Here is a 24,415-nt window from a genome sequence, read left to right on the forward strand (position 1 = left end):
CTCGATCAGAAAGGCACGCACCGTGGCACAGCCCACCCCTGCCCGCGCGACCGACGACTGGTGGCGCTCGGCCGTCATCTACCAGGTCTACGTCCGCAGCTTCGCGGACGGCGACGGCGACGGCACCGGCGACCTCGCCGGGGTCCGCGCGAAGCTGCCCCACCTCGCCGAACTCGGCGTGGACGCCCTGTGGTTCAACCCCTGGTACGTCTCCCCGATGAAGGACGGCGGCTACGACGTCGCCGACTACCGTGCCGTCGACCCCGCCTTCGGCACCCTCGCCGAGGCCGAGAAGCTCATCTCCGAGGCCCGTGAACTCGGCATCCGCACCATCGTCGACATCGTGCCCAACCACGTCTCGGACCAGCACCCCTGGTTCCGCGCGGCCCTCGCGGCCGGACCCGGCAGCCCCGAGCGCGAGCTGTTCCACTTCCGCCCCGGACGCGGCGCGAACGGCGAACTCCCGCCCAACGACTGGCCGTCACAGTTCGTCGGCTCCACCGAACCGGTGTGGACCCGGCTCCCCGACGGCGACTGGTACCTCCACCTCTTCACCCCCGAACAGCCCGACCTCAACTGGGCCCACCCCGCCGTCCGCCGCGAACACGAGGACATCCTGCGCTTCTGGTTCGAGCGCGGCGTCGCGGGCGTCCGCATCGACTCCGCCGCCCTGCTCGCCAAGGACCCCCAACTCCCGGACCTGGCCGCCGCTCCGGACCCGCACCCCTTCGTCGACCGCGACGAACTCCACGCGATCTACCGCTCCTGGCGCACGGTCGCCGACTCCTACGACGCGATGTTCGTCGGCGAGGTCTGGCTCCCCGACGCCGAACGCTTCGCCCGCTATCTGCGCCCCGACGAACTCCACACCGCCTTCAACTTCGCCTTTCTGTCCTGCCCTTGGGACGCCACGCGCCTGCGCGCCGCCATCGACTCCACCCTCGCCGAACACGCGCCCGTCGGCGCCCCCGCCACCTGGGTGCTCTGCAACCACGACATCACCCGCACCGTCACCCGCTACGGCCGCGAGGACACCGGATTCGACTTCGCCGCAAAGGAGTTCGGCACTCCCACCGACCTCGCCCTCGGCACCCGCCGCGCCCGCGCCGCCGCCCTGCTCTCGCTCGCGCTGCCCGGCTCGGTCTACCTCTACCAGGGCGAGGAACTGGGCCTGCCCGAGGCCGACATCCCGCGCGAACGCATCGAGGACCCGATGCATTTCCGCTCCGGCGGCACCGATCCGGGCCGCGACGGCTGCCGCGTCCCCCTGCCGTGGGCGGCGGCGGAGCCGTACGCGGGCTTCGGCTCGCGCGAGGAGCCCTGGCTGCCGCAGCCCGCGGGCTGGGAGGCGTACGCCGCCGACCGGCAGCGCGACGACCCGCACTCCATGCTCACCCTCTACCGCGAGGCCGTCGCCGCCCGCCCCGCCTTCGGCGAAGGACCGCTCACCTGGCTTCCCGCCCCCGAAGGCGTGCTCGCCTTCGCCCGCGCGGACGGCGCGCTGTGCGTGGTGAACCTCTCCACCGCATCCGTCGGCCTGCCCGCGCACTCCGAACTCCTGCTCGGCAGCGGCCCGTTGGACGACGAGGGCCGACTTCCGCAGGACACCGCGGTCTGGCTGCGCGCCTGACCGCACCCGCACATCCCTGCTATCCCCGGCACCCCCCCACGAAGGGATCAGCACATGGACCGCAGCACCGCCAGATATCTGCGACTGCCCGCCGCTGGCGCGGCCGTCGCCCTCGCCGCGGGCATGATCGTCGCCGTGGCCCCCGCCGCGCACGCCGCCTCGGGAGCGAACCTGCCCTTCACCTCCGTCGAGGCGGAATCCGCGACCAGCACCGGCAGCAAGATCGGCCCCGACTACACCCAGGGCACCCTCGCCTCGGAGGCGTCCGGCCGCCAGGCCGTTCGGCTCACCTCCGGGCAGCGCGTGGAGTTCACCGTGCCGCGCGCGGCCAACGCCGTGAACCTCTCCTACAGCGTCCCGGACGGCCAGTCCGGCTCGCTGGACGTGTACGTCAACGGCACCAGGATCTCCAGGACGCTCCCGGTCACCTCCAAGTACTCCTACATCGACACCAGTTGGATACCGGGCGCCAAGACGCACCACTTCTTCGACAACGCCCGCCTGCTGTTCGGCCAGAACCTCCAGGCCGGGGACAAGGTGGCGTTCCAGTCGACCGGTACCCAAGTCACCGTGGACGTGGCCGACTTCGAGCAGGTCGGCGGGGCCGCGTCGCAGCCGGCCGGATCGGTGTCCGTCGTCTCCAAGGGCGCGGACCCGAGTGGCGGCGGCGACTCCACCCAGGCGTTCCGCGACGCCATCGCCGCCGCCCAGGGCGGCACGGTGTGGATCCCGCCGGGCGACTACCGGATCACCTCCTCGCTGAGCGGGGTGCAGAACGTGACCCTCCAGGGCGCGGGCAGCTGGCACTCGGTCGTGCACACCTCCCGCTTCATCGACCAGTCGAGTTCCTCCGGCAACGTCCACATCAAGGACTTCGCCGTCATCGGCGAGGTCACCGAGCGCGTCGACTCCAACCCGGACAACTTCGTCAACGGCTCGCTCGGCCCGGGCTCCTCGGTCTCCGGCATGTGGCTCCAGCACCTGAAGGTCGGCTTCTGGCTGATGGGCAACAACGACAACCTGGTCGTGGAGAACAACCGCATCCTCGACACCACCGCCGACGGCCTCAACCTCAACGGCAACGCCCGGGGCGTGCGCGTCAGCGACAACTTCCTGCGCAACCAGGGCGACGACTCGCTCGCCATGTGGTCCCTCTACGCCCCCGACACCAACTCCAGCTTCGAGAACAACACCATCTCGCAGCCCAACCTCGCCAACGGCATCGCGATCTACGGCGGCACCGACATCTCCGTCAAGAACAACCTGGTGTCCGACACCAACGCCCTCGGCAGCGGTATCGCGATCTCCAACCAGAAGTTCCTCGACCCCTTCTCCCCGCTCTCCGGCACCATCACGGTCAGCGGCAACACCCTGGTCCGCGCGGGCGCGATGAACCCCAACTGGAACCACCCCATGGGCGCGTTGCGCGTGGACTCCTACGACAGCGCGATCAACGCGACCGTCAACATCACGGACACGACGATCACCGACAGCCCGTACTCCGCCTTCGAGTTCGTCTCCGGGGGCGGCCAGGGCTACCCGGTGCGCAACGTCAACGTGACCGGCGCCACCGTGCGGAACACCGGCACGGTCGTCGTCCAGGCGGAGGCGCAGGGCGCGGCCGCCTTCAGGAACGTCACCGCGACCCAGGTCGGCGTCGCCGGGATCTACAACTGCCCCTACCCGGCGAACTCCGGCGTCTTCGCGCTCACCGACGGGGGCGGCAACTCCGGCTGGTCCAGCACCTGGGCGGACTGCTCCTCCTGGCCCCAGCCGGGCCAGGGCAACCCCGACCCGGACCCGAACCGCAACCTGGCCAAGGGCCGCCCGGCGTCGGCGACCGGCTCGCAGGACGTCTACACCCCGGGCAAGGCGGTGGACGGCGACGCGAACAGCTACTGGGAGTCCGCCAACAACGCCTTCCCGCAGTCCTGGACGGTCGACCTCGGCTCGTCGTACGGGGTGCGGCGGCTGGTGCTCAAGCTGCCGCCGTCCCCGGCCTGGGGCGCCCGTACGCAGACCATCGCGGTCCTGGGCAGCACGGACGGCTCGGGCTTCTCGACCGTGGCCGCTGCGAAGGACTACCGCTTCGACCCGGCCTCGGGCAACACGACGACCGTCTCCCTGCCGAGCGGCACGAACCTGCGCTACCTGCGGCTGACCGTGAGCGCCAACACGGGGTGGCCGGCCGGACAGTTCAGTGAGGTGGAGGCGTACCAGACTCCCTGACGGGAGGCGTGCGGGCGGCCGTCCGGGAGGACCGGGCGGCCGCCTGTGCGTCCGTTCGGCCACGATTCGGAAAAGGGCTGGTCAGGTACGGGTCAATCACCCTACTGTGCCCCGGTGACCACGCAATCGAACATCCCTTCCGACGCCGACCCGAAGGTGCAGCGTCAGGTGCAGAAGCAGGCCGGAGTGGCTCCGACCGCCACCGGCGACGGCACCCTGTTCACCGAGCCGGTGCTCGTCGTGAACCAGAAGGCCAAGCTCATAGAGCTGACCAACGAGTACACGGTGATGGACCAGAACGGCGGCCGGCTCGGCTCGGTCGTCGAGGTCGGCCAGGGCGTGCTGCGCAAGATGGTGCGCCTGCTCACGAGCTGGGACCAGTACCTGACCCACCGCCTGGAGATCCGGGACGCCGAGGGGCAGCCGGTGCTGCTGCTCGTCCGCCCCGCGAAGATCTTCAAGTCCCGGGTCGTCGTCACGCGCCCCGACGGCTCGCCGGTCGGCGAGATCGTGCAGAAGAACATGATCGGCAAGATCAACTTCGCGATGACCGCGGAAGGCCGCGAGATCGGCGCGATCAAGGCCGAGAACTGGCGCGCCTGGAACTTCGCGATCACCGACCACGAGGACACCGAGGTCGCGCGGATCACCAAGACCTGGGAGGGCCTGGCCAAGACCCTCTTCACCACGGCGGACAACTACGTCCTCCAGATCCACCGTCCGCTGTCCGACCCGCTGCTGAGCCTCGTGGTGGCGGCGGCCCTGACCGTGGACACCGCGCTCAAGCAGGACGCCCGGGGCCTGGGCTGATCCGCTCCCCGCGCAGCGAAAAGGCGGCGGCCGCGTGTCCGGTGGGACACGCGGCCGCCGCCTTTCGCAGGGGGCCTGTCGTCACAGGGGCGTCAGCCGGTTCGGCCCCGGCTGGCGCGGCCCCGGCTGGCGCGGCACGAGCGCCGGTTCGGCCGTCGCCGTCTGCGCGTCCAGCGCGAGTACGGCGGCGACGGGATGCTCGTCGTCGACCGAAGCCGAAGCCGAAGCCGAAGCCGGGTCCGGTGTGCCGTGTGGCGTCACCCGGGTCAGCACCACCACGCCCCAAGACGCCAGCAGCGCGCCCGTCACGCCCAGCAGAATCCCGCCGGTGCCGCCCCGCAGCCCCTGGCCGAGCAGGGTCAGTCCGATCACCGCCGCCGCGACCGGGTTGGCCAGGGTGACCACCGCCAGCGGGGCGCCGAGACCCCCCCGGTAGGCCGTCTGGGACAGCAGCAGCCCGCCCGTCGCGAACGCCGCGACCAGCACGGCCACCACGATCACCCGGGGACTCAGCGCCGGGCCCGAGTGGTCCGTGGCCGCGACGGTGGCGGTCTGGGTGAGCGCGGAGGCGACACCCGAGGCGAAGCCGGACGCGGCCGCGTGCCGCAGCCCGGGACGGGTGCCGGGCCGGGACAGCAGACCGATCACGGAGATGGTCGTCCCCGCCACCGCGAGCGCCGCCGTCAGGCTCAGCACCCGGTGCGGCGCCGGACCCGAGGCGGTGATCAGCAGCGCGCCGAGCCCGAGCAGCGTCAGCGCCGTACCCCGCCACTCCGCCGGGGTGACCCGGCGCCCCGCCGCCCGCGCCCCGAGCGGCACCGCCGCGACCAGGGTGAGGGCGCCCAGCGGCTGGACCACGGTCAGCGGACCGAAGCGCAGTGCGACGACGTGCAGCAGCGCGGCGCCCGCGTTCAGGCAGACCGAGGACCACCACGCGCCGGTGCGGAGCATGTGGAGCAGGCCCGCGCCCGCGTCGCGGGAGGCCAGCCGTTCCTGGGCGACGGCGGCGGCCGCGTAGGCGACGGCCGAGATCAGCGAGAGGCCGACGGCGACCAGGATCGCGCCGTTCATCGGGCGGCACCCATGAGCACGGACCCCTCCGGAGCGAGCCGCGCGGGACGGCCGAAGGCGAGCGGGCGGCCCGCGCCGCGCCCCGCCGCGCGGTGCGGCGGGTGGACGACGACGAGGGCGACGCCGAGCATCGCGGTCGCCACGATCGAGTCGAGCCAGTAGTGGTTGGCGGTGCCCACGATGACGACCAGCGTGATCAGCGGATGCAGCAGCCAGAGCCAGCGCCAGCGCGAGCGGGTGGCCGCGATCAGGCCGACCGCCACCATCAGGGCCCAGCCGAAGTGCAGCGAGGGCATCGCGGCGAACTGGTTGGAGAGGTGGTCGCGGGCGGGCGGGCCGTAGACCGAGGGGCCGTAGACCCGGGCCGTGTCGAGGAGGCCGGTGCCGGTCACCATCCGGGGCGGGGCCAGCGGGAACGTGAACGGCAGCACCAGCGCGGCGGCGGTCACCAGCGCGAGGACGCGGCGCGCCCACACGTAGTGCCCGGGGCGGCGCAGGTACAGCCAGACCAGGAAGGCCACGGTCGCCGGGAAGTGGACGGTGGCGTAGTAGGTGTTCGCCAGGTGCACCGGGGTCGTGCCGTGCAGCAGCAGGGACTGCACATCGGTCTCGTCCGGCAGATGGACGGCCCGCTCCAGGTCCCACACCCGGTGGGCGTCCCGGAACGCCTCGGCGGTGTGGCCGACGGCCAGCTGCCGGCCGAACTTGTAGACGAGGAAGAGCCCCGCGACGAGCAGGAACTCGCGCAGCAGCGGGGGCTTCGCCGGCGCGGGCGGCTCCGCTGGGGAAGGCTCGGTGCGGGCGTTCATCCCCCGGCCCCCTTCTTGACGGTGGTGCTGCCGGTCCCGGACCGGATGCCCGGAGCTCAGCGATGCGATACGTCTCCGTACCGAAACGTCAGTGTACCGAAACGACCATGTACCGATACGACAGTGTACCGATACGGTCGAGTTCCGGTACGCTTGCGTATCGCTTGAACTGGGGCAACACTGGGAGCGGACCGCACGGACGCGGTCGTACCCGGGTGACGAAGTGAGGGGAAGCGCGCATGACGTCGCAGGCCGCGGACGGACCGGACATGGTCGCCGCCTCGCGCCGTTCCAAGATCACGCCGGAGCGTGAGCGGGAGTTCTTCGACGCCGTGCTCGACCAGGTCCGCGAGTGCGGTTACGACTCGCTGACCATGGAGGGCATCGCCTCCAGTACCCGGTGCAGCAAGTCCACGCTGTACCGCCAGTGGAAGACCAAGCCGCAGTTCGTCGCGGCCGCCCTGCGGGCCAACCGCCGGGTGCGCTTCGCCGGGATCGACACCGGCTCCCTCGCCGAGGACCTGCGCCAGGCCGCCCGGGCCGCGGGCGACTGGTCGGGCAAGGACACCCGGCTCCTCCAGGCGCTCATGCCCGCCGCCACCGCCGACAAGGAGCTGGCCGAGGCGCTGCGCGACGCGCTGGTCACTCCGGAGATCGCCGCCCTGGAGGAGATGATCCGGCGCGGTGTGGCGCGGGGCGAGGTCCCCGCCGGGCATCCCGCGCTGGAGTTCGTGCCCGCCATGATGTTCGGCGTGCTGCGGGTACGCCCGGTGCTCAGCGGCCAGTACGCCGACGCCGACTATCTGGTCCGCTTCGTGGAGGCCGCCGTGCTGCCCGCGTTCGGACTCACCTGAGACCCAGGCCGCCGTTCACGGGATGACTGAACGGTGACCTGTACGCGCCGCACCGTGGGGACGGGGGCGGCGCACACCCCCTGGCCGGGTGGGGTGCCCCTTGAGCGGAGGGGCGCCCCACCCGGCCGATTTCGTTCACACGTTCTGGCCGCTGCCGCCGCCCGACCACACCTTGATCCCCTTCAGGATCTCGTCGATCACCGCGACCCGCTGCCCCACGTCCAGGCCGAAGCGGACCACCAGGATCTCGTGGGCGTCGTTGGGCGAGGGGAACGCGACCGACTCGACGTAGCCGTCGGCGCCCTTGCTGGTGACCGCCTTCCAGCGGACCAGATAGCCCTTCTGTCCGGCCACCGTCACAGCCTTGGCGGCCAGCACCTCGTGCGAGGTGATGCTGCCGTAGGTCGTCCCGCCGTACGACTGCTTGGCGTTGGCCGCGATGTCCGCCTTGGCGACCGCCTCGGCCGTGTCGCCCTTGGTGCCGAGCGCGGAGGCGGACGCGGTGTAGGCGCCGCCCGCCGTGCAGCTCTGCGAGGCGTTGCCCGGACACTTGTAGGACGTGTCGGACGTCACCTGCGCGCCGATGCTGATGACCTCGCCGGTCCAGCCCTGCGGCACCGGCATGCTGATCCCGTTGAACGGGTCGGGCAGCGTACCGCCGCCCTCGACCTTGGGTATCGCGGAGCGGCGCGGCGACGGCGACTCCCCGGGGCCGCCCGGACCGCCCCGGTCCTCGGGCGCGGAGTCCTCGGGGCCGCCCCGGCCCCGCTGCTCCTGTCCCGCGCCCGCGCGGTCGTGGCCGCCGTCCGCGTTCCTGGCCAGGGCGAACACCCCGACCCCGATGCTCGCCAGTACCACGACCGCCGCCGTCACGGCTATGCCGATGCGCAGTCCGCGCCGGGGCGCGGGCGGCTGCGGATAGGGGGCGCCCGCCGGGTAGTACGGCGGAGCGGGGTACGTGCCGTGGCCGGCCGGGCGGACCTGGGCCGTCCAGGCGGTGCCGTCCCACCAGCGTTCGGCGGGCGGGGCGTTGTGCGGCTGCCCGGGATCGGGGTACCAGCCGGGAGGAGTCACCTGCGTCATGGACACACCGTATGAGGCATCGGTGAAAGCGTGATGAGAGCACCCCGTCAGAGATGCCCGACGCGCCGGACCCGACGTCGTTCACAAGTGATGTGCGTCACACCCGAAGAGCCCTCTCCTGTTCCCAACTCGCATCAATCCAGGCATTATTGACGCCTCATCGGGCGCAGACCGACCGGTCGGGCCGGAGTGGGGTCGACTGGCCGGTAACCAGTCCCCGATGGGGATACGACACTGCCCGGTCGGACCACCAACCCTCCCCCGAGACGGCTACGCTCGGGGTCTGCACGCCGTCCGGGCGACCTGGGGAGGGAACAGGATGACGCGGGCACGGCCGTCGGCGGCCGACTCGGCCCACCTGTGGGAACGGGACGCGGAACTCGCCGCCATCACGCAGGCCATCGACGAGCTGCGCGCCGACCGCTCCTCCGGCGGGAACGTGCTCGTGATCCGCGGCGAGGCCGGACTCGGCAAGACCGCGCTCCTCGACGAGACCAGACGCCTGGCCGAACGCCAGAACTGCACCGTCTGGTCGGCCCGCGCGGGCGAGACCCTGCGCACGGTCCCCTTCCACGTCCTGCGCCAGCTCCTCCAGCCCATGCTCACCTCGCTGCTGCCGGAGGAGGCCCGCGAGTACCTCGGCGACTGGTACGACATCTCCGGCCCCGCCCTCGGCATCGTCGAACCCGGCGCGGCCCCCGCCGACCCGCAGTACGTCTGCGACGGACTCGTCGCGACCGTACGCCGGTTCGCCACCCGCGAGTGGCCGCTGGTCCTGCTCGTCGACGACGCCCACTGGGCCGACCTGGAGACGCTGCGCTGGCTCGCCGCGTTCACCGCCGACCTGGGCGAGCTGTCGGTGCTCGTCGTGGTCACCCGCCGCTCCGGCGCCCTGCCCGAGGGCAGCGCCCGCCACCTCGACGCGGTGGAGAGCGCCGGGCAGCGCCTGGACGGCCTGCACACCCTCACCCCGGAGGCCACCGCCGAGCTCACCCGCGCCACCGTGGGGCCGCACGCCGACGACCCCTTCTGCCGCGAGGTCTGGGCCGTCACCGGCGGCAACCCCTACGACACCGTCGAACTCCTCGCCAAGGTCCGCGACAGCGAACTCCAGCCGGTCGAGGGCCGGGCCGCCGAACTGCGCGGCCTGAACCGCTCCGGGCGCGGCGGGGGAGTGGTGGAGCGCCTGTCCGTGCTCGGCGACGAGGCCACCCGGTTCGCCTGGGCGGCCGCCGTCCTCGGCACCGGCAGCACCGTCGAACTCGTCGCCCGCGTCAGCCGGATGAGTCTGAAGGGTGCCGAGGAGTGCGCCGAACTCCTCTGCGGCGCCCGCATCCTGACCGAGGGCATCCCGGACCCCACCCTGGACGGGCCGCACGGCAGGGTCCTCGAATTCGCCCACCCGCTCGTCGCCAGCGCCGTCTACGACTCCATGACCGTCAGCATTCGCGGGTTCCTGCACAGCATCGCCGCCAAGACCGTCACCGAGAGCGGCCGTGGTGCCGCCGAGGCCGCCCGGCATCTGCTGAAGGTGGAGCCGGAGGGCGACGAGGAACTGGTCGCCCAACTGCGCGAGGCCGCCCGCGAACACCTCGCCGTCGGGGCGCCCGACGCGGCCTGCCGCTGCCTGGAACGCGCCCTGGAGGAACCGCCCCGCCCGGAGATCCGCGCCAAGGTCCTCTACGAACTCGGCTGCTCCACCCGCCTGACCGCACCCGCCGTCACCGTCGAGCACCTGCGGGCCGCGCTCGCCACGCCCGGCCTCGACCACGCCGAGCGCATCGAGGCCGTCATCCGCCTCTCCCAGGCCCTGCTCCACAACGACCAGCTGGAGGAGGCCGTCCGCACCGTCGGCGCCGAGGCCGCGAAGTACCGGCCGGGACCGGTGCGGATGCGCCTGGAGGCCGTGCGGTTCATGTGGGAGGCCATCCACCGCGAGACGATTTCCCCGGAGCGTTCCCGGCGCCTGGCCGAACTCGCCGGCACCTGCACCGGGCGCGACAACTCCGAACGCGCGCTGCTCATCCTGCGCGGCTTCGACGCCATGACCCACGGCGAGAACGCCGAGGCCGTCGTGGAGCTGTGCGACCGGGCCCTGGTCAACAACCGCCTCGCGCCCGGTCTCGGCTGGACCGACGAGGAGTGGGGCGTCGAGCTGCTGATGATGCTCGGCAGCACCTACGCCTACACCGACCGGCTCGACCTCGCCGACAGCCTGTTCGCCGAGGCCCTGCGCGCCTACAGGAGCGCCGGATGGCACGGCGGCCATCTCTCCCCTGGCCAACTCCTATCTGGGCCTCGCCCTGCGCCGCCAGGGCAAGCTGAAGGAGGCCGAGGCCACCCTGCGCGAGGCCCTGGCACTCGCCGAACGGGTCGGCCGCCGACTGCCGCTGTACTGGTCCGCGATGTGCGGCCTGGTCGACACCCTGCTCGCCCGGGGCCACTACGACGAGGCATGGGCCGTGGCCGAGCGGAGCGGCTTCGCACCGCCGTACCCGTCCACGATCGTGCTGCCCGACCTCCACTCCGTGCGCGGCCGCCTGCTCCTCGCCGTCGGCCGCACCGAGGAGGGGATCAACGAGCTGGAGGCCGCCGAGAAGACCGCCGTCGCCCGCGGCGGACACAACCCCGTCCTCGCCCCCTGGGCCGTCGACCTCGCCCGCGCCCTCGCCGTCCAGGACCCCGCCCGCGCCCGGACCCTCGCGGCCGAAGCCCGCCGCCAGGCCGAGCGGTTCGGCACCGACACCGCCATCGGTGAGGCCCTGCGCTGCGCCGCCGCGCTGGCCACCGGCGAGGAAGCGGTACGTCTCGCGCGCAAGGCGGTCGCCTATCTGGAGGCGTCCCCCTGCCAGTACGAGCACGCGGCCGCCCTCGTGGAGTACGGCATCGCGGCGGGCTCGACGGCCGACCTCGGCCGGGGCCTGGAACTGGCCCGCTCCTGCGGTGCGGACGGCCTGGTGGCCCGCGCCGAACAGGCACGGCGCGCGGGTACGGAGTGACGGGCTACCCCGTACTCCCCAGGATCTCCGTGAGGTCGTACCGCACCGGCTCCTCCAGCTGGGCGTAGGTGCAGCTCTCCGGGGTACGGTCCGGGCGCCAGCGGCGGAAACGCGCCGTGTGCCGGAAGCGGGCGCCGTTCTCCATGTGGTCGTACGCCACCTCCGCGACCCGCTCCGGGCGCAGCGGCACCCAGGACAGGTCCTTCTTGCCGGACCAGCGGCTCGGCGCCCCCGGCAGCCGAGCCTCCTCGTGCGCCGACTCCTCCGCCCAGCGCGCCCACGGATGCCCGCTCACGTCCGTCATACGCAGCGGCGCCAGCTCCTCGATCAGCTCCGCGCGCCGCTTCATGGTGAACGCGGCCGCCACGCCCACGTGCTGGAGGACGCCGTGGTCGTCGTAGAGGCCCAGCAGCAGCGAGCCCACCACCGGGCCGCTCTTGTGCAGCCGGTAGCCCGCCACCACCACGTCCGCCGTCCGCTCGTGCTTGATCTTGAACATGGCCCGCTCGTCCGGGAGATACGGCAGCGCGAGCGGCTTGGCCACGATCCCGTCCAGGCCCGCGCCCTCGTACCGCTCGAACCACTCCCGGGCGACCTCGATGTCGGTCGTCGCCGGGGCCAGATGCACCGGCGGTGTCACCCCGTCCAGTGCCCGGTCGAGCAGGGCCCGCCGGTCGGAGAGCGGCACGTCGAGCAGGGCGTGGTCGTCCAGGGCCAGCAGGTCGAAGGCGACGAAGGAGGCGGGCGTCCGCTCGGCCAGCGTCCGCACCCGCGACTCGGCCGGATGGATGCGCTCGGTCAGCGCGTCGAAGTCCAGGCGCCCCTCCCGCGCGATCACGATCTCCCCGTCCAGCACGCACCGCTGCGGAATCCGCTCCTTCAGCGCCGCCACCAGTTCGGGGAAATACCTGGTCAGCGTCTTGCCGGTGCGGCTGCCCAGCTCGACCTCGTCCCCGTCGCGGAACACGATCGCCCGGAAGCCGTCCCACTTCGCCTCGTAGTGCATGCCCGGCGGGATCTTGGCCACCGACTTGGCGAGCATCGGCTTCACGGGCGGCATCACCGGCAGATCCATGGCTCCGATTCTGCGCGCACCCCACCGAACGCGCCCGGTGTGCGCGGTGTGCGGGGGACGCCTACGGTGGCCGCATGGGCGATGCGGTGGAACTGGAGGTGGCCGGCCGGACCGTACGGCTGACCCACCCGGAGAAGGTCTTCTTCCCGGAGCGCGGATTCACCAAGCTGGACGTCGCCCAGTACTACGCCTCCGTCGGCCCCGGCATCCTGCGCGCCCTGCGCGACCGCCCCACCACCCTGGAGCGCTACCCGGACGGCCTCGACGGCGAGTGGTTCTACCAGAAACGCGCGCCCAAGAACATGCCCGACTGGATCCCCACCGCCCACATCACCTTCCCCAGCGGGCGCAGCGCCGACGAGATGTGCCCCACCGAGGAGGCCGCGGCGGTGTGGGCCGCGCAGTACGGCACGCTCACCTTCCACCCCTGGCCCGTGCGCCGCGACGACGTCGACCTCCCCGACGAACTGCGCATCGACCTCGACCCGCAGCCCGGCACCGACTACGCGGACGCGGTGCGCGCCGCCTTCGAACTCCGCGCCGTACTGGAGGAGTTCGGGGGACTGCGAGGCTTCCCCAAGACCTCCGGCGGCCGGGGACTGCACGTCTTCGTGCCCATCGAACCGCGCTGGACCTTCACCCAGGTCCGCCGCGCCGCCATCGCGGTCGGCCGTGAACTCGCCCGCCGGATGCCGGACCAGGTGACGGTGAAGTGGTGGAAGGAGGAGCGCGGCGAGCGCATCTTCGTCGACTACAACCAGACCGCCCGCGACCGCACCATCGCCTCCGCCTACTCCGTGCGCCCCCGCCCCGAGGCCACCGTCTCCGCACCGCTGCGCTGGGACGAGGTGGCCGACGCCCGGCCGCGCGACTTCGACCTGGCCACCATGCCGGTGCGGTTCGCGGAGATCGGGGACGTGCACGCCGACATGGACGACCACGCGTACTCCCTGGACGCCCTCCTGGAGCTGGCCCGCAAGGACGAGAACGACCACGGGCTGGGCGATCTGCCGTACCCGCCGGAGTATCCGAAGATGCCCGGCGAGCCCAAGCGGGTCCAGCCGAGCCGCGCCCGCAAGGACCAGGCCTCTTCCTGACGATCGCCCCCGGTGCCGGTGGCCGCCGCGCGGCTATCCTGGGCGGCAGCCGCCCGATGAGGAGCACCGAGTGACCGAGGCAGTGTCGCGCCCCACGCTGGAGGCCGTCGCCGAGCGGGCCGGGGTGTCACGGGCCACCGTCTCCCGCGTCGTCAACGGCGGCGACGGAGTGCGCGCCCCGCTCGTCGCCCGGGTCCGGGAAGCCGTCGAGGAACTGGGCTACGTCCCCAACCGCGCCGCCCGCAGCCTCGTCACCCGACGGCACGACGCCGTCGCCGTCGTCATCGCCGAACCCGGCACCCGCGTCTTCGCCGACCCCTTCTTCGCCGCCCAACTGCGCGGGATCAGCAAGGAGTTGACGGCCCACGACAACCAACTGGTGCTCCTGCTCACCGAGGGCCGGGACGACCACGCGCGCGTGGCCCGCTATCTGGCAGGCGGTCACGTGGACGGCGCGCTGGTCTTCTCCCTCCACCTGGACGACCCGCTGCCCGGCCTCATCCACGACGCGGGCGTCCCCACCGTCTTCGGCGGGCGCCCCGACTGGAGCGACGGCCGGGGCGGCCCGGTGTACGTCGACAGCGACAACCGGGGCGGCGCCCGCGCGGCCGTACGCCATCTCGTCGCCCTCGGTCGCACCCGGATCGCCCACATCACCGGTCCCCTGGACCAGACCTCGGCGGTGGACCGCCTGGACGGCTACCGCGACGTCATGGGCACCGACGCCCCGGACCTCGTCGCCCACAGCGACTTCACCCCCTCCGGCGGCGAGCACGCCATGCGCGAACTCCTCGACCGCCGTCCGGACGTCGACGCCGTCTTCGCCGCCAACGACCTCACCGCCCTCGGCGCCCTCCGCGCCCTGCGCGAACACGGCCGCCGCGTCCCCGAGGACATCGCCCTGATCGGCTTCGACGACATGGCCCCCGTCGCCGAACAGACCGACCCGCCCCTGACCACCGTCCGCCAGGACATCGAGGAAATGGGCCGCCTGATGGCCCGCCTGCTCCTGCGCGGGCGCGCGGCACCCGACGACGCCCCGCCCTCGGTCGTCCTGCCGACGACACTGGTCCACCGGGCGACGGCGTAGCAGACCTGGCTCAGCCCTGAGGCCGCTCGCCCCTGATCACCGCGAAGCGGGCGCCGTACGGGTCCGTGAGCCGTGCCATGCGGCCCACGCCCGCGACCGTGACCGGAGGCAGCAGGACCGTGCCTCCGCCCTTCCGTGCCTGGTCGGCCACCGCGTCGGGGTCCGTCGCCGCGAAGTACGGCAGCCAGTACGCGCCCGCGCCCGCGTCCGCGGGGTCGTCGGCCGAGCGGACGACTCCGCCGAACATCGCGTCCTCCCCGGCGCCGGGCGGGCTGACGCAGGTGTACATGCCGTCGGGGAAGGCGGTGGCGGAGGTCTCCAGGCCGAGCACCCGGTGGTAGAAGGCGGCGCCCGCCGCCACGTCCGGGGTGTGCAGCTCGACCCAGCACAGCGCGCCCGGCTCGCTCGCCGCGTCCAGGCCCTCGACCTCGCCGGGCTGCCAGACGCGGAACACGGCCCCGGCGGAGTCGGCGAGGCCCGCCATCCGCCCGAGGCCCATGACGTCGCCGGGCGCGAACAGGACGCTGCCGTGCGCCCGTTCGGCCGTCTCCGCGGTGTCCTCGGCGTCCTCGGTCCGGAAGTACACCGTCCAGCCCGGCAGCTCACGCCCCGCACCGGTCGGCAGCGCACCGGCGACCGTCCTGCCGTCCAGCTGGAAGAAGCCGTACCCGCCCGCGTCCGGGCCCAGCGGGCGGAAGCGCCAGCCGAAGAGGGCGCCGTAGAAGGCGAGCGCGCCGTCGAGGTCCGGGGCGGCGAGGTCGATCCAGTTCGGCGCGCCCTCCAGGGCACGGGTGCTGAGCATGGCCTGCCCTCCTCGCGGGGCCCGGGGACGCGTGGCACTGCCGAGTCTGGCACCGCGCACCGGCACGCGCCGCCGGAGCGCGTCCGCGCGCGCCGCCGTGCCAGGAGACCACCGGCGGGGGAGCATGGGGCGGGCGCCGGTCTCGGACGGCGTGTTGAACCCGCGTTGATGGAACGTTTTTCGCGGCCCGGCACGATCCGTTCCATGCACACCGAGACGATCACCCCGGCCGACACCGACTGGCAGAACCAGGCCCTGTGCGCGCAGACCGGGTCCGAGTTCTTCTTCCCCGAGCCCGGCAGCTCCGTCCGCGAGGCGAAGCGGATCTGCGGCATGTGCGCGATCCGCTCCGCCTGCCTGCGGTACGCGCTCACCCACGACGAGCGCTTCGGCGTGTGGGGCGGGCTGTCGGAGAAGGAACGCATGGCACTGCGGCGCGCCTCCCGCTGAACCGGGGAGGCGCGCCGCAGGCAGATCGTCGGTTCCGTTCGGGCTCAGCCCGCCGCGCGCGCCGCCATCCGCGCCTTGCGGGCCGCGAGACGCTCGTCGAAGATCGTCGCCTGGGCGTCCAGACCGCCCATGTACAGGCCGAGTTCCTCCTGCGCCGCGCTGCCCTCGGGGCCGAGGCCGTCGATCTCCATGACCTTCAGGAAGCGCAGCACCGGCTGCAGCACGTCGTCGTGGTGGATGCGCAGGTTGTAGACCTCGCCGATGGCCATCTGCGCGGCGGCCCGCTCAAAGCCGGGGATGCCGTGACCGGGCATGCGGAAGTTGACGACGACGTCGCGCACGGCCTGCATGGTGAGGTCGGGGGCCAGCTCGAAGGCTGACTTCAGCAGGTTCCGGTAGAAGACCATGTGCAGGTTCTCGTCGGTGGCGATGCGCGCCAGCATCCGGTCGCAGACCGGGTCGCCCGACTGGTGCCCGGTGTTGCGGTGCGAGATCCGGGTGGCCAGCTCCTGGAAGGCGACGTACGCGATCGAGTGCAGCATCGAGTGCCGGTTGTCCGACTCGAAGCCCTCGCTCATGTGCGACATGCGGAACCGCTCCAGCTCGTCCGGGTCGACCGCGCGCGAGGCGAGCAGATAGTCGCGCATGACGATGCCGTGCCGGCCCTCCTCGGCGGTCCAGCGGTGCACCCACGTGCCCCACGCGCCGTCGCGGCCGAAGAGCGAGGCGATCTCGTGGTGGTAGCTCGGGAGGTTGTCCTCGGTCAGCAGGTTCACGACCAGCGCGATGCGGCCGACATCGGTGACCTTCGACTGCCCCTTGTCCCACGCCTCGCCGTCCTCGAACAGGCCGGGGAAGTTGCGGCCGTCGCTCCAGGGCACGTACTCGTGCGGCATCCAGTCCTTGGCGACCTTCAGATGCCGGTTCAGCTCCGTCTCCACCACCTCCTCCAGCGCGAACAGCAGCCGGGCGTCGGTCCATACGGACGGGCTGCCGAGGTGAGGGGAAGTGATCGTCACGGGAACTCCAGGAAATGCCGAGCGGGGAGCACAAATGAAGTGAAAGGGGGCGGCAGGCCGATGACGGGCCGACGCCGTGAACCTACGAGATCGTAGGCTACGTCTCCGTAGGTTACGAACCCGTAGGTTAAGGGTGGCGTAAGGACGGCTGCGCAGCAGGTGGGAGGGCGTTTCGCAGTCGTGGCAACACGTACGCCGAATGGCCCCGGAACCGCCGATTCCGGGGCCATTGGGGTGAGCTTGTCACTCGATCGGGCCTGACTCGACCTCCTCCCGGCTCGTCTCGCGCAGTACGCCGTCCGCCATGAGCAGCCAGCGGGTGATCCCCACCGAGTCCAGGAACGGCAGATCGTGGCTCGCGACCAGCAGCGCGCCCTCGTACGACTCCAGGGCCGAGGTCAGCTGCCGGACGCTCGCCATGTCCAGGTTGTTGGTCGGCTCGTCCAGGAGCAGCAGCTGGGGCGCGGGCTCGGCGAGCATCAGCGCGGCCAGCGCCGCCCGGAAGCGCTCGCCGCCGGAGAGCGTGCCCGCGAGCTGGTCGGCCCGCGCGCCCCGGAACAGGAAGCGGGCGAGCCGGGCCCGGACCCGGTTCGCGGTGGCGTCCGGCGCGAACCGGGCCACGTTCTGCGCGACCGTCGCCGTGTCGTCCAGCACGTCAAGCCGCTGCGGCAGGAAGCGGAGCGGGACGTGCGCCCGCGCCTCGCCCGCCACCGGCGCCAGCTCCCCGGCGACGGTCCGCAGCAGGGTCGTCTTGCCCGAGCCGTTGCGCCCGACGAGCGCGATCCGCTCCGGGCCGCGCAGATCGAGGATGCCCTCGACGCGCGCCCCGAAGGCCGTCTCCAGCTTCTCCAGGGTGAGCACCTGGCGGCCGGGCGGCACGGCGGTGTACGGCAGGTCGACGCGGATCTCGTCGTCGTCCCGTACCGCCTCCACCGCCTCGTCCAGCCGGTCGCGCGCCTCGGCGAGCCGCTCCTCGTGCAGGATGCGGTGCTTGCCCGCCGACTCCTGGGCGGCGCGTTTGCGGGCGCCCATCACGATCTTCGGCTCGCGCTTGGAGTCGTACATCTTCTGCCCGTACCGCTTGCGGCGGGCCAACTTGGTCTGGGCGTCGGACAGTTCGCGCCTCTGCTTGCGCACGTCGGCCTCAGCGGCGCGCACCGTGCGTTCGGCCGCCTCCTGCTCGACGGCCAATGCCTCCTCGTAGTCTGTGTAGTTGCCGCCGTACCAGGTGACCGTGCCGGAGCGCAGGTCCGCGATCCGGTCGACCAGGTCGAGGAGTTCACGGTCGTGGCTGACGACGACGAGGACGCCGGTCCAGGCGGCGACGGCCGCGTAGAGGCGTCCGCGGGCGTACAGATCGAGGTTGTTGGTGGGCTCGTCCAGGAGCAGGACGTCCGGGCGGCGCAGCAGAAGCGCGGCCAGCCGCAGCAACACGGCCTCGCCGCCGGAGAGTTCGCCTGCCGTGCGGTCCAGATCGAGGTGGCCGAGGCCGAGTTCGCCGAGGGTGGCCAGGGCGCGCTCCTCGACGTCCCAGTCGTCGCCGAGGGCCTCGAAGTGCTCCTCGGCGGCGTCGCCCGCCTCGATGGCGTGCAGGGCGGCCCGCCGGGCGGCGATGCCCAGGGCCTCGTCCACGCGCAGGGCGGTGTCGAGCGTGACGTGCTGTGGGAGGTAGCCGATCTCGCCGGCCGCCTTCACGGTGCCGTCGGCTGGGGTGAGTTCACCGGCGATCAGCTTCAACAGGGTTGATTTTCCTGACCCGTTGGTGCCGACGAGGCCGGTTCGGCCGGGGCCGAAGGCGATGTCGAGGCCGTCCAGGACGGTGGTGCCGTCGGGCCAGGCGAAGGAGAGGGAGGTGCAGATGAGTGACGCGGGTGCGGATGACATGGAGCCTCGCGGAATGCCGGTGCGGTCGGTGGGCGCGTGTCGAGACACCGCGAGGCGGAAACCGGAGACCGGGGACCAGGGGAGGCGGGAGAAAGGGCCTGTGTCTGGAGGACGGCTCGGACGCCGAGGTCGTACGCCACGGACACCCCAGGGGGTGTGAACGCGGGGTCTCAGAACCTCAGACGAGCAACGTCCTACTCCGATCGACGACAACAGAACCGCTGTACACCGTAGGAGCGGCCGGGAGGACTGTCAAAGGATTTACCGGCGCCCCGAGCGCACGGCACCGGCGCCCCTGGGATCAGCAGGCGTGGTGCTCAGCAGGCGCGCTGCTCAGCAGGCGTCCCGCATCAGCTCGGCCAGACCGTCGTCCAGGTCCAGCTGGAGGTGCTCCAGACCCACGGGCACCAGCTCGGCGGTGGCCGCGAGGAAACGCCGTACGTCGCCGGAGCGCAGATGCACCACCGCCATGCCCTCGGGGGCGTGGAACTCCAGCACGGTCCGGTCGTATCCGTAGGGGCGGACCCGGACGTCTCCCTGACCCTCCGCGCCGGTCAGCCCGGCGGAGAGCAGTTCACGGGAGAAGGTCCAGCAGATCTCCACGCCCGCGAGGGTGGCCGGGGCAGGGAAGGTCATGCGGACGGCGAAGGGGTCCTGCCGGTCGTAGTGCAGCGTGACGGGAATGGTCGGCATGCGCGGGGCGGCCGCGACCAGCCGCGCCTCCGCTATCTGCTCGATGGTGGACAACACCTTGCTCCCTCGTGACGGCCGGACGTCCTCGGGGCGTCCGGCGACCTGATACCCGGAGAGACGACGGAAGCGGCCGTTCCGTGCACATGGAGGGAACGTGACGTCGGTCACCGTAAGGGTGCATCCGGTGGGCCCGCGCGAACTGGGTACCCGAGCGGTGTCCCCCTAAGGGCGGGGCGGTGTCCCCCTAAGGGTGGGGATGTGTGGATGACGACGACGGCACGACGACGGGAGTGACCATGCCTGCCGGTTCCAGCCCCAAGCGCGAGCGCCAGTACGAGCACATCAAGGAGAGCGAGCTGGAGCGGGGCGCGAGCACCGACCGGGCCGAGGAGATCGCCGCACGCACGGTCAACAAGGAGCGCGCCCGCACCGGCGAGTCCAAGAGCGCGAGCCGCAGCTCGACCGAGGACATGTCCTCCGGCGAGCGCGGCGGCAAGCGGTCGGGCAGGGGCTCCGGCGGCCCGACCTACGACCAGCTCTACAACGAGGCCAGGCAGCGCGACATCCACGGCCGCTCCGACATGAACAAGGAGCAGCTGCGGCAGGCCCTGGACGAGAAGAAGAGCTGAGGATCAGCCCAGCGTTTCCCGGTACCGCTCCAGCCCGGGCGCCGTCTTCGTCGCGGTGAACTCGGTGACGCGGTACTCGCACACCCCGGCGGTGACGAACGGATCGCCCGCCACGACCTCCTCGACGACCGCCCGGTCCGCACCGACGGCCAGGATGATCCCGCCGTCCCGCGGGTTCTTCCGCCCGGAGGCGAGGAAGATCCCCTGGTCGTACTGCTCGTCCAGCCAGCTCACATGCGCGGCGAGAGCGGCGTCGACGGCGTCGAGCGGGGCGGTGTAGGTCAATTCGAGCACGAACATGATCGCGAGCGTACCGCCTGGCGCCGTAGGGTCGGCTGCGTTATGACGACCATCGCATCGGTGCCCGAGGACTGGCCCACCACGGAGACGGAGGCCCGCGCGGTCCAGGACGTGCTGCGCGACCGGGTGATCCTTTCCGAACCCGGCCCGCCGCCGGGCACGGGCCACGTGACGGGCCTGGACGTCGCCTACGACGACGCACGCGACCTGGTGGCAGCGGCGGCCGTAGTCCTGGACGCGGCCACGCTGGAGACGGTCGCGGAGTCCACGGCCGTCGGCCGCGTCTCCTTCCCCTACGTCCCCGGCCTCCTCGCCTTCCGCGAGATCCCGACCCTCCTGACCGCCCTCTCGGCCCTCCCCTGCCCACCCGGCCTCCTGATCTGCGACGGCTACGGCCTCGCCCACCCCCGCCGCTTCGGCCTCGCCTGCCACCTCGGCGTCCTGACCGGCCTCCCCGCGATAGGCGTGGCGAAGAACCCCTTCGCCTTCACCCACCCCGATCCCGCCGCCCCGCGCGGCAGCACGGCACCCCTCCTGGACGGCACGGAGGAGGTCGGGCAGGCCCTCCGCACCCGCGAGGCCGTCAAACCGGTCTACGTCTCGGCGGGCCACCGCGTCACTCTCCCCACCGCCGTCGCCCACACCCTGGCGCTGACCCCGAAGTACCGGCTCCCGGAGACGACCCGCAGGGCGGACGCGTTGTGCCGGCGGGCGTTGCGGGAGGCGGTGGGCTCCGCCGGATGACACCGGGACCTCCCCGGCCTCACCCTGTCGGGGCCCAGTCGGCGTTCGCGCCGCAGACCACCAGGCAGGGCCGCTCTCCGGGAACCCGGCCGGCGAGCCAGGCCGCGAACGGGATCGCCGCGGCCGGTTCTGCGGCGATCCGGCACTCCTCCCACAGCAGGTCGCGGGCGGCAAGGATCTCCTCGTCGCTGACCAGCACCGACGCCACGTCGTGGGCGGCCAGGACAGCGTAGGGGAGGGCTCCGGCCCGGCTCGCGCCGGTCGCGGAGGCGGCGACGGAGTCCACCGCCGAGTCCGTCGGACCGCCCGCCGCGAGCGCGTCGTGCAGACAGCGGCAGTGCTCCGGCTCGACGGCGACGACACGGCGTCCGCCGGAGGTGGCGCGGGGCGTGCCGGGCGCGCACTCGGGCTTGCCGAGGGCGAGGGCCGTACCGGCCGCCAGTCCTCCTCCGCCGACCGCCACCACGACGGAGTCGACGTCCGGGGCGTCGGCCAGGATCTCGGCCGCCACCGTGCCCTGACCGGCGGCGACGGCCGGATCGTCGTAGGGATGCACGAACCGGTGCCGCGGCCGCGCCGCGACCTCCTCCGCCGCCGAGGCGGCCTCGGCGAAGGTGGCGCCGTGCCGGACCAGCCGTACGCCGGTGGCCTCGATGCGACGGGCCTTCGCCTCCGGAACCGTCCGGGGCACGTAGACCGTCGCGGACATCCCGAGCAGGGAGGCCGCCGTCGCGACCGCCAACCCGTGGTTGCCGCCCGACGCGGCCACCACGTGGTCGTCCGAGGGCCCGGAGAGCATCGCGTTGAGCGCGCCGCGCAGCTTGAACGAGCCGCTGCGCTGGAGGTACTCCAGCTTCAGCAGGACGCGACGGCCGCCGGTCTCCACGTCGAGCAGGGGAGTACGGCGGATGTAGGGGCGGATGCGGTCGGCGGCGGCGTGTACGTCGGAGACGGAGGGTACGGGGGCCGGGCCCAGGGTGGGGGTCTTCATACGGTCCATCCTTCGCGGGCCGCTCCCGTTAGCACAAGCGGCGATCGGTAAGCCGCCGTTAGTACTGCTTACGATGGCCCCATGGTGCGAGAGCTGGACGTGAACCGTCTGCGGGTCCTGGTCGAGGTGGCGCACGCCGGTTCCATCGCGGAGGCGGCGCGCACGCTGGCCTTCACGCCGTCGGCGCTGTCCCAGCAGATCGCCAAGCTGGAGACGGAGCTGGGCGCCCGACTCCTGGAGCGCCGCCCGGGCGGTGTCGTCCCGACGCCGGTCGGCGCGGTCCTGGTCGAGCACGGCGAACGGGTGATCGGCGAGCTGCGCCAGGCCCGCACCGCCGTCGACGCCGCGCTCGGCGTCCAGCCGCGGCACCTCGCGCTCGGCTCCTTCGCCACCGCCGCCCAGGCGCTGGTCCCGAGGGCGCTGGCGGAACTCAAGAGCCGTTACCCGAAAGCCGAGTTGTCCCTCGTGGACATCGAACCGCCGGACGGCTACGGCCTGGTGACCTCGGGCGACCTCGACGTACTGATCACCCATCGCTATCCCGGCCTGCCGCAGGTCCCTCACCCGGGCCTGGAACGGCGCCCCTTGCTCGCGGACCCACTACGACTCGTACTGCCCTCAAGCCACCAACTCGCCCGGGACACAAGACGCGAGGGGATCACCCTCGACCGCCTCACGGACGAGACCTGGATCTCCGGCGCCCCGGGCATCCCCAACCGGGTCTGCCTGCAACACCTTGCCCACCAGGCGCAGTTCGAGCCCCGCGTGGCCTACGAGTCCGCCGACTATCACGTCATCCTGGCCCTGGTGGGCGCCGGTCTCGGTATCGCCCTCGTCCCCGCAAGCGTGCTCGCCGGTGCGGACCTGAGCCGGGTCGCGGTGCGTGAGCTGCGCGGGCTCACCCCGGCGCGCGAGATCGCCGTCGTCCACCGTCGACGCCCGACCGTACTGGTCCGGGAGCTGACGGAATACCTGCGTACGGCGGCCGATGCCGTGCGCGGAGACGGACGCCCGTAGTCCTGGGCTTGGGGGACTCGCCCGACCTTGACCGGCCACTGACATACGACTCATCGTTCCAAGAGACGGTCGAGTCAGTGGTCGAGCCGGGGAGAGTGGACATGGACCGCAGGAGTTTTCTCGCCACCACACCCTTCCTGGCGGCAGCCAGCGTCGGGCCGTCGCGCGACTGGCTGTTGAACATGCTCGACCGGGATGAGCCCGAGCCCGGCCCTCGCGTCAGGCTGGAGGACGTGATGAAGGTCCGGAACATGTTCGGGACTTTCCAGGAAATGGACGTGATGCAAGGTGGCGGCTCAGGTCGCCTGGTGCTCACGGAGTACATGAATCAGCACGTCTATCCACTCCTGCGGCGTACTCACTCGGGCGTCGTACGCAGGGCGTTGTGTGGTGCGGCTGCTGAACAGACTTACCTGCTCGGATGGATGACCTTCGACAACGGCGAACACCACATCGCACAGCGCTACTTGATTCAGGCGCTCCGACTCGCGGAAGAGTCAGGGGACGTGGCGCTCGGAGCGCACGTTCTCGCAGGAATGGCCGACCAAGCGACCCTGCTCGGCAACCCTGTGGAGGGGCGAAGGCTGACAGAGGCCGGGAGGCAAAGACTACGAGAGACGCAGTCACCCGCCTGTCTCGCGGACCTTTGGGCTCTGGAGGCCCGTGCGCTTGCCGCGCTCGGGGATGAGCCGGGGACTGCGTGGGCCGTGCTGCATTCGGAAGCAGCGTTCGCCCGCGTGGTGCGGGAGGACGAGCCGGAGTGGGCGAAGTTCATCGACGGGGCCTATCTGCACGGCGAGCACGCCAACGCGTTCCGCGATCTTCAGCAGCCCAGGCACAGCGCGGAGCACGCACGACGGTCCATCGACTATGCCCGCGCCCAGAACCGAGCGCGACGGGGAGCAATGTCCCACGCAGCCCTCGCCGTGTCGCACCTCCAGCGCGGCGACCTCGAAGCCGCACACGCGACGGGCGTCCGCACGCTCGAACTCGCAAGGCGCGTGAAGTCCTCACGAAGCGTCGAAGCGGTTCAGGACGTACAGCGGCGCATGATCCCCTTCGGAGGGCACGCCCTCGTCGCCGACTTCAACGAGCGTGCCCGACAACTTGTAGCCGCCGCGTAGTGGAGGGGCCGGTCC

At 72.2% G+C, this 24,415-nt stretch carries 20 protein-coding genes and 2 pseudogenes; 12 read left to right on the forward strand and 10 right to left on the reverse strand.

The features are described 5' to 3' along the window. Positions 1-22 precede the first annotated feature (22 nt). The 3 genes from GTW40_RS17630 (at position 23) to GTW40_RS17640 (ending at position 4,669) form a co-directional block, all read left to right on the forward strand. On the forward strand, positions 23-1,630 hold the full coding sequence (locus tag GTW40_RS17630; RefSeq protein ID WP_161181159.1) for a glycoside hydrolase family 13 protein: 1,608 nt from the start codon (positions 23-25) through the stop codon (positions 1,628-1,630). Positions 1,631-1,684: 54 nt separating this feature from the next. After that, a complete protein-coding gene (locus GTW40_RS17635; protein WP_161181160.1) occupies positions 1,685-3,859 on the forward strand; it encodes a discoidin domain-containing protein in 2,175 nt (724 codons plus the stop codon). Between the two features lie 114 nt (positions 3,860-3,973). After that, positions 3,974-4,669, forward strand: coding sequence for a phospholipid scramblase-related protein (locus tag GTW40_RS17640; RefSeq protein ID WP_161181161.1), 696 nt, complete (start codon positions 3,974-3,976; stop codon positions 4,667-4,669). 81 nt (positions 4,670-4,750) lie between these two features. Here the strand turns inward: GTW40_RS17640 and GTW40_RS17645 are convergent, their stop codons facing one another. Both GTW40_RS17645 and GTW40_RS17650 read right to left on the reverse strand, forming a co-directional pair. Further along, the gene (locus GTW40_RS17645) at positions 4,751-5,740 is read right to left on the reverse strand and encodes a hypothetical protein (RefSeq protein ID WP_161181162.1); all 990 of its coding nucleotides are present in this window, start codon (positions 5,738-5,740) and stop codon (positions 4,751-4,753) included. After that, the gene (locus GTW40_RS17650) at positions 5,737-6,549 is read right to left on the reverse strand and encodes a phosphatase PAP2 family protein (RefSeq protein WP_161181163.1); all 813 of its coding nucleotides are present in this window, start codon (positions 6,547-6,549) and stop codon (positions 5,737-5,739) included. The genes GTW40_RS17645 and GTW40_RS17650 overlap by 4 nt, the downstream gene beginning before the upstream one ends. A 239-nt stretch (positions 6,550-6,788) precedes the next feature. Here GTW40_RS17650 and GTW40_RS17655 point away from each other — a divergent pair, with 239 nt between their 5' ends. Continuing rightward, a complete protein-coding gene (locus GTW40_RS17655; RefSeq protein WP_161181164.1) occupies positions 6,789-7,403 on the forward strand; it encodes a TetR/AcrR family transcriptional regulator in 615 nt (204 codons plus the stop codon). A gap of 135 nt (positions 7,404-7,538) precedes the next feature. Here GTW40_RS17655 and GTW40_RS17660 read toward each other — a convergent pair whose 3' ends face one another. Continuing rightward, complete coding sequence (locus GTW40_RS17660) at positions 7,539-8,486, reverse strand: DUF2510 domain-containing protein (RefSeq protein ID WP_161181165.1); 948 nt, start codon at positions 8,484-8,486, stop codon at positions 7,539-7,541. A gap of 319 nt (positions 8,487-8,805) precedes the next feature. On the opposite strand from GTW40_RS17660, the pseudogene GTW40_RS17665 reads away from it, so the two are divergent. Continuing rightward, positions 8,806-11,485 (forward strand): annotated as a pseudogene (locus GTW40_RS17665) (AAA family ATPase). Between the two features lie 4 nt (positions 11,486-11,489). On the opposite strand, the gene GTW40_RS17670 reads toward GTW40_RS17665, so the two are convergent. Beyond that, positions 11,490-12,560: an ATP-dependent DNA ligase gene (locus GTW40_RS17670; protein ID WP_161181166.1), complete on the reverse strand. Its 1,071-nt coding sequence runs from the start codon at positions 12,558-12,560 to the stop codon at positions 11,490-11,492. Positions 12,561-12,634: 74 nt separating this feature from the next. Between GTW40_RS17670 and ligD the strand changes: the two genes are divergently transcribed. Both ligD and GTW40_RS17680 read left to right on the forward strand, forming a co-directional pair. After that, entirely contained in the window at positions 12,635-13,657 is a 1,023-nt protein-coding gene (gene ligD, locus GTW40_RS17675) for a non-homologous end-joining DNA ligase (RefSeq protein WP_161181167.1), read from the forward strand. Positions 13,658-13,727: 70 nt separating this feature from the next. Next, positions 13,728-14,747, forward strand: coding sequence for a LacI family DNA-binding transcriptional regulator (locus GTW40_RS17680; protein WP_161181168.1), 1,020 nt, complete (start codon positions 13,728-13,730; stop codon positions 14,745-14,747). Between the two features lie 10 nt (positions 14,748-14,757). Here GTW40_RS17680 and GTW40_RS17685 read toward each other — a convergent pair whose 3' ends face one another. Further along, the gene (locus GTW40_RS17685) at positions 14,758-15,549 is read right to left on the reverse strand and encodes a VOC family protein (RefSeq protein WP_161181169.1); all 792 of its coding nucleotides are present in this window, start codon (positions 15,547-15,549) and stop codon (positions 14,758-14,760) included. A gap of 204 nt (positions 15,550-15,753) precedes the next feature. Between GTW40_RS17685 and GTW40_RS17690 the strand changes: the two genes are divergently transcribed. Beyond that, positions 15,754-15,999, forward strand: a complete 246-nt coding sequence (locus tag GTW40_RS17690; RefSeq protein ID WP_161181170.1) for a WhiB family transcriptional regulator — start codon at positions 15,754-15,756, stop codon at positions 15,997-15,999. Positions 16,000-16,043: 44 nt separating this feature from the next. On the opposite strand, the gene GTW40_RS17695 is transcribed toward GTW40_RS17690, so the two are convergent. The 3 genes from GTW40_RS17695 to GTW40_RS17705 all read right to left on the reverse strand — a co-directional run bounded on the left by GTW40_RS17695 (position 16,044) and on the right by GTW40_RS17705 (position 19,652). After that, positions 16,044-17,018, reverse strand: coding sequence for an acyl-ACP desaturase (locus tag GTW40_RS17695; RefSeq protein ID WP_161181171.1), 975 nt, complete (start codon positions 17,016-17,018; stop codon positions 16,044-16,046). Positions 17,019-17,261: 243 nt separating this feature from the next. Then, on the reverse strand, positions 17,262-18,902 hold the full coding sequence (locus GTW40_RS17700; protein WP_161181172.1) for an ABC-F family ATP-binding cassette domain-containing protein: 1,641 nt from the start codon (positions 18,900-18,902) through the stop codon (positions 17,262-17,264). Positions 18,903-19,235: 333 nt separating this feature from the next. Next, complete coding sequence (locus GTW40_RS17705; protein WP_161181173.1) at positions 19,236-19,652, reverse strand: SsgA family sporulation/cell division regulator; 417 nt, start codon at positions 19,650-19,652, stop codon at positions 19,236-19,238. Positions 19,653-19,891: 239 nt separating this feature from the next. Here GTW40_RS17705 and GTW40_RS17710 point away from each other — a divergent pair, with 239 nt between their 5' ends. Beyond that, the gene (locus tag GTW40_RS17710) at positions 19,892-20,224 is read left to right on the forward strand and encodes a plasmid stabilization protein (RefSeq protein ID WP_161181186.1); all 333 of its coding nucleotides are present in this window, start codon (positions 19,892-19,894) and stop codon (positions 20,222-20,224) included. 3 nt (positions 20,225-20,227) lie between these two features. Here GTW40_RS17710 and GTW40_RS17715 read toward each other — a convergent pair whose 3' ends face one another. Continuing rightward, a complete protein-coding gene (locus GTW40_RS17715) occupies positions 20,228-20,524 on the reverse strand; it encodes a YciI family protein (protein WP_161181174.1) in 297 nt (98 codons plus the stop codon). A 42-nt stretch (positions 20,525-20,566) separates the two neighbouring features. Between GTW40_RS17715 and GTW40_RS17720 the strand changes: the two genes are divergently transcribed. Continuing rightward, the gene (locus GTW40_RS17720) at positions 20,567-21,268 is read left to right on the forward strand and encodes an endonuclease V (RefSeq protein WP_161181175.1); all 702 of its coding nucleotides are present in this window, start codon (positions 20,567-20,569) and stop codon (positions 21,266-21,268) included. A gap of 19 nt (positions 21,269-21,287) precedes the next feature. Here GTW40_RS17720 and GTW40_RS17725 read toward each other — a convergent pair whose 3' ends face one another. Continuing rightward, positions 21,288-22,259, reverse strand: coding sequence for a serine/threonine dehydratase (locus tag GTW40_RS17725; RefSeq protein ID WP_161181176.1), 972 nt, complete (start codon positions 22,257-22,259; stop codon positions 21,288-21,290). 81 nt (positions 22,260-22,340) lie between these two features. Here GTW40_RS17725 and GTW40_RS17730 point away from each other — a divergent pair, with 81 nt between their 5' ends. Both GTW40_RS17730 and GTW40_RS17735 read left to right on the forward strand, forming a co-directional pair. Continuing rightward, positions 22,341-23,276, forward strand: a complete 936-nt coding sequence (locus GTW40_RS17730; protein ID WP_161181177.1) for a LysR family transcriptional regulator — start codon at positions 22,341-22,343, stop codon at positions 23,274-23,276. A 2-nt stretch (positions 23,277-23,278) separates the two neighbouring features. Continuing rightward, a pseudogene (locus GTW40_RS17735) lies at positions 23,279-24,400 on the forward strand (transcriptional regulator); the annotation flags it as partial. Positions 24,401-24,415 lie beyond the last annotated feature (15 nt).

Source organism: Streptomyces sp. SID4985, assembly GCF_009863025.1.
Lineage (GTDB): Bacteria > Actinomycetota > Actinomycetes > Streptomycetales > Streptomycetaceae > Streptomyces.

Excerpts from the sequence above, each read along its gene's own strand:
- GTW40_RS17635 (WP_161181160.1), top strand. The coding sequence starts at position 1,685 with ATGGACCGCAGCACCGCCAGATATCTGCGACTGCCCGCCGCTGGCGCG.
- GTW40_RS17645 (WP_161181162.1), bottom strand. The coding sequence starts at position 5,740 with ATGAACGGCGCGATCCTGGTCGCCGTCGGCCTCTCGCTGATCTCGGCC.
- GTW40_RS17650 (WP_161181163.1), bottom strand. The coding sequence starts at position 6,549 with ATGAACGCCCGCACCGAGCCTTCCCCAGCGGAGCCGCCCGCGCCGGCG.
- GTW40_RS17655 (WP_161181164.1), top strand. The coding sequence starts at position 6,789 with ATGACGTCGCAGGCCGCGGACGGACCGGACATGGTCGCCGCCTCGCGC.
- GTW40_RS17660 (WP_161181165.1), bottom strand. The coding sequence starts at position 8,486 with ATGACGCAGGTGACTCCTCCCGGCTGGTACCCCGATCCCGGGCAGCCG.
- GTW40_RS17670 (WP_161181166.1), bottom strand. The coding sequence starts at position 12,560 with ATGGATCTGCCGGTGATGCCGCCCGTGAAGCCGATGCTCGCCAAGTCG.
- ligD (WP_161181167.1), top strand. The coding sequence starts at position 12,635 with ATGGGCGATGCGGTGGAACTGGAGGTGGCCGGCCGGACCGTACGGCTG.
- GTW40_RS17685 (WP_161181169.1), bottom strand. The coding sequence starts at position 15,549 with ATGCTCAGCACCCGTGCCCTGGAGGGCGCGCCGAACTGGATCGACCTC.
- GTW40_RS17690 (WP_161181170.1), top strand. The coding sequence starts at position 15,754 with ATGCACACCGAGACGATCACCCCGGCCGACACCGACTGGCAGAACCAG.
- GTW40_RS17700 (WP_161181172.1), bottom strand. The coding sequence starts at position 18,902 with ATGTCATCCGCACCCGCGTCACTCATCTGCACCTCCCTCTCCTTCGCC.
- GTW40_RS17710 (WP_161181186.1), top strand. The coding sequence starts at position 19,892 with ATGCCTGCCGGTTCCAGCCCCAAGCGCGAGCGCCAGTACGAGCACATC.
- GTW40_RS17715 (WP_161181174.1), bottom strand. The coding sequence starts at position 20,524 with ATGTTCGTGCTCGAATTGACCTACACCGCCCCGCTCGACGCCGTCGAC.
- GTW40_RS17720 (WP_161181175.1), top strand. The coding sequence starts at position 20,567 with ATGACGACCATCGCATCGGTGCCCGAGGACTGGCCCACCACGGAGACG.
- GTW40_RS17725 (WP_161181176.1), bottom strand. The coding sequence starts at position 22,259 with ATGAAGACCCCCACCCTGGGCCCGGCCCCCGTACCCTCCGTCTCCGAC.
- GTW40_RS17730 (WP_161181177.1), top strand. The coding sequence starts at position 22,341 with ATGGTGCGAGAGCTGGACGTGAACCGTCTGCGGGTCCTGGTCGAGGTG.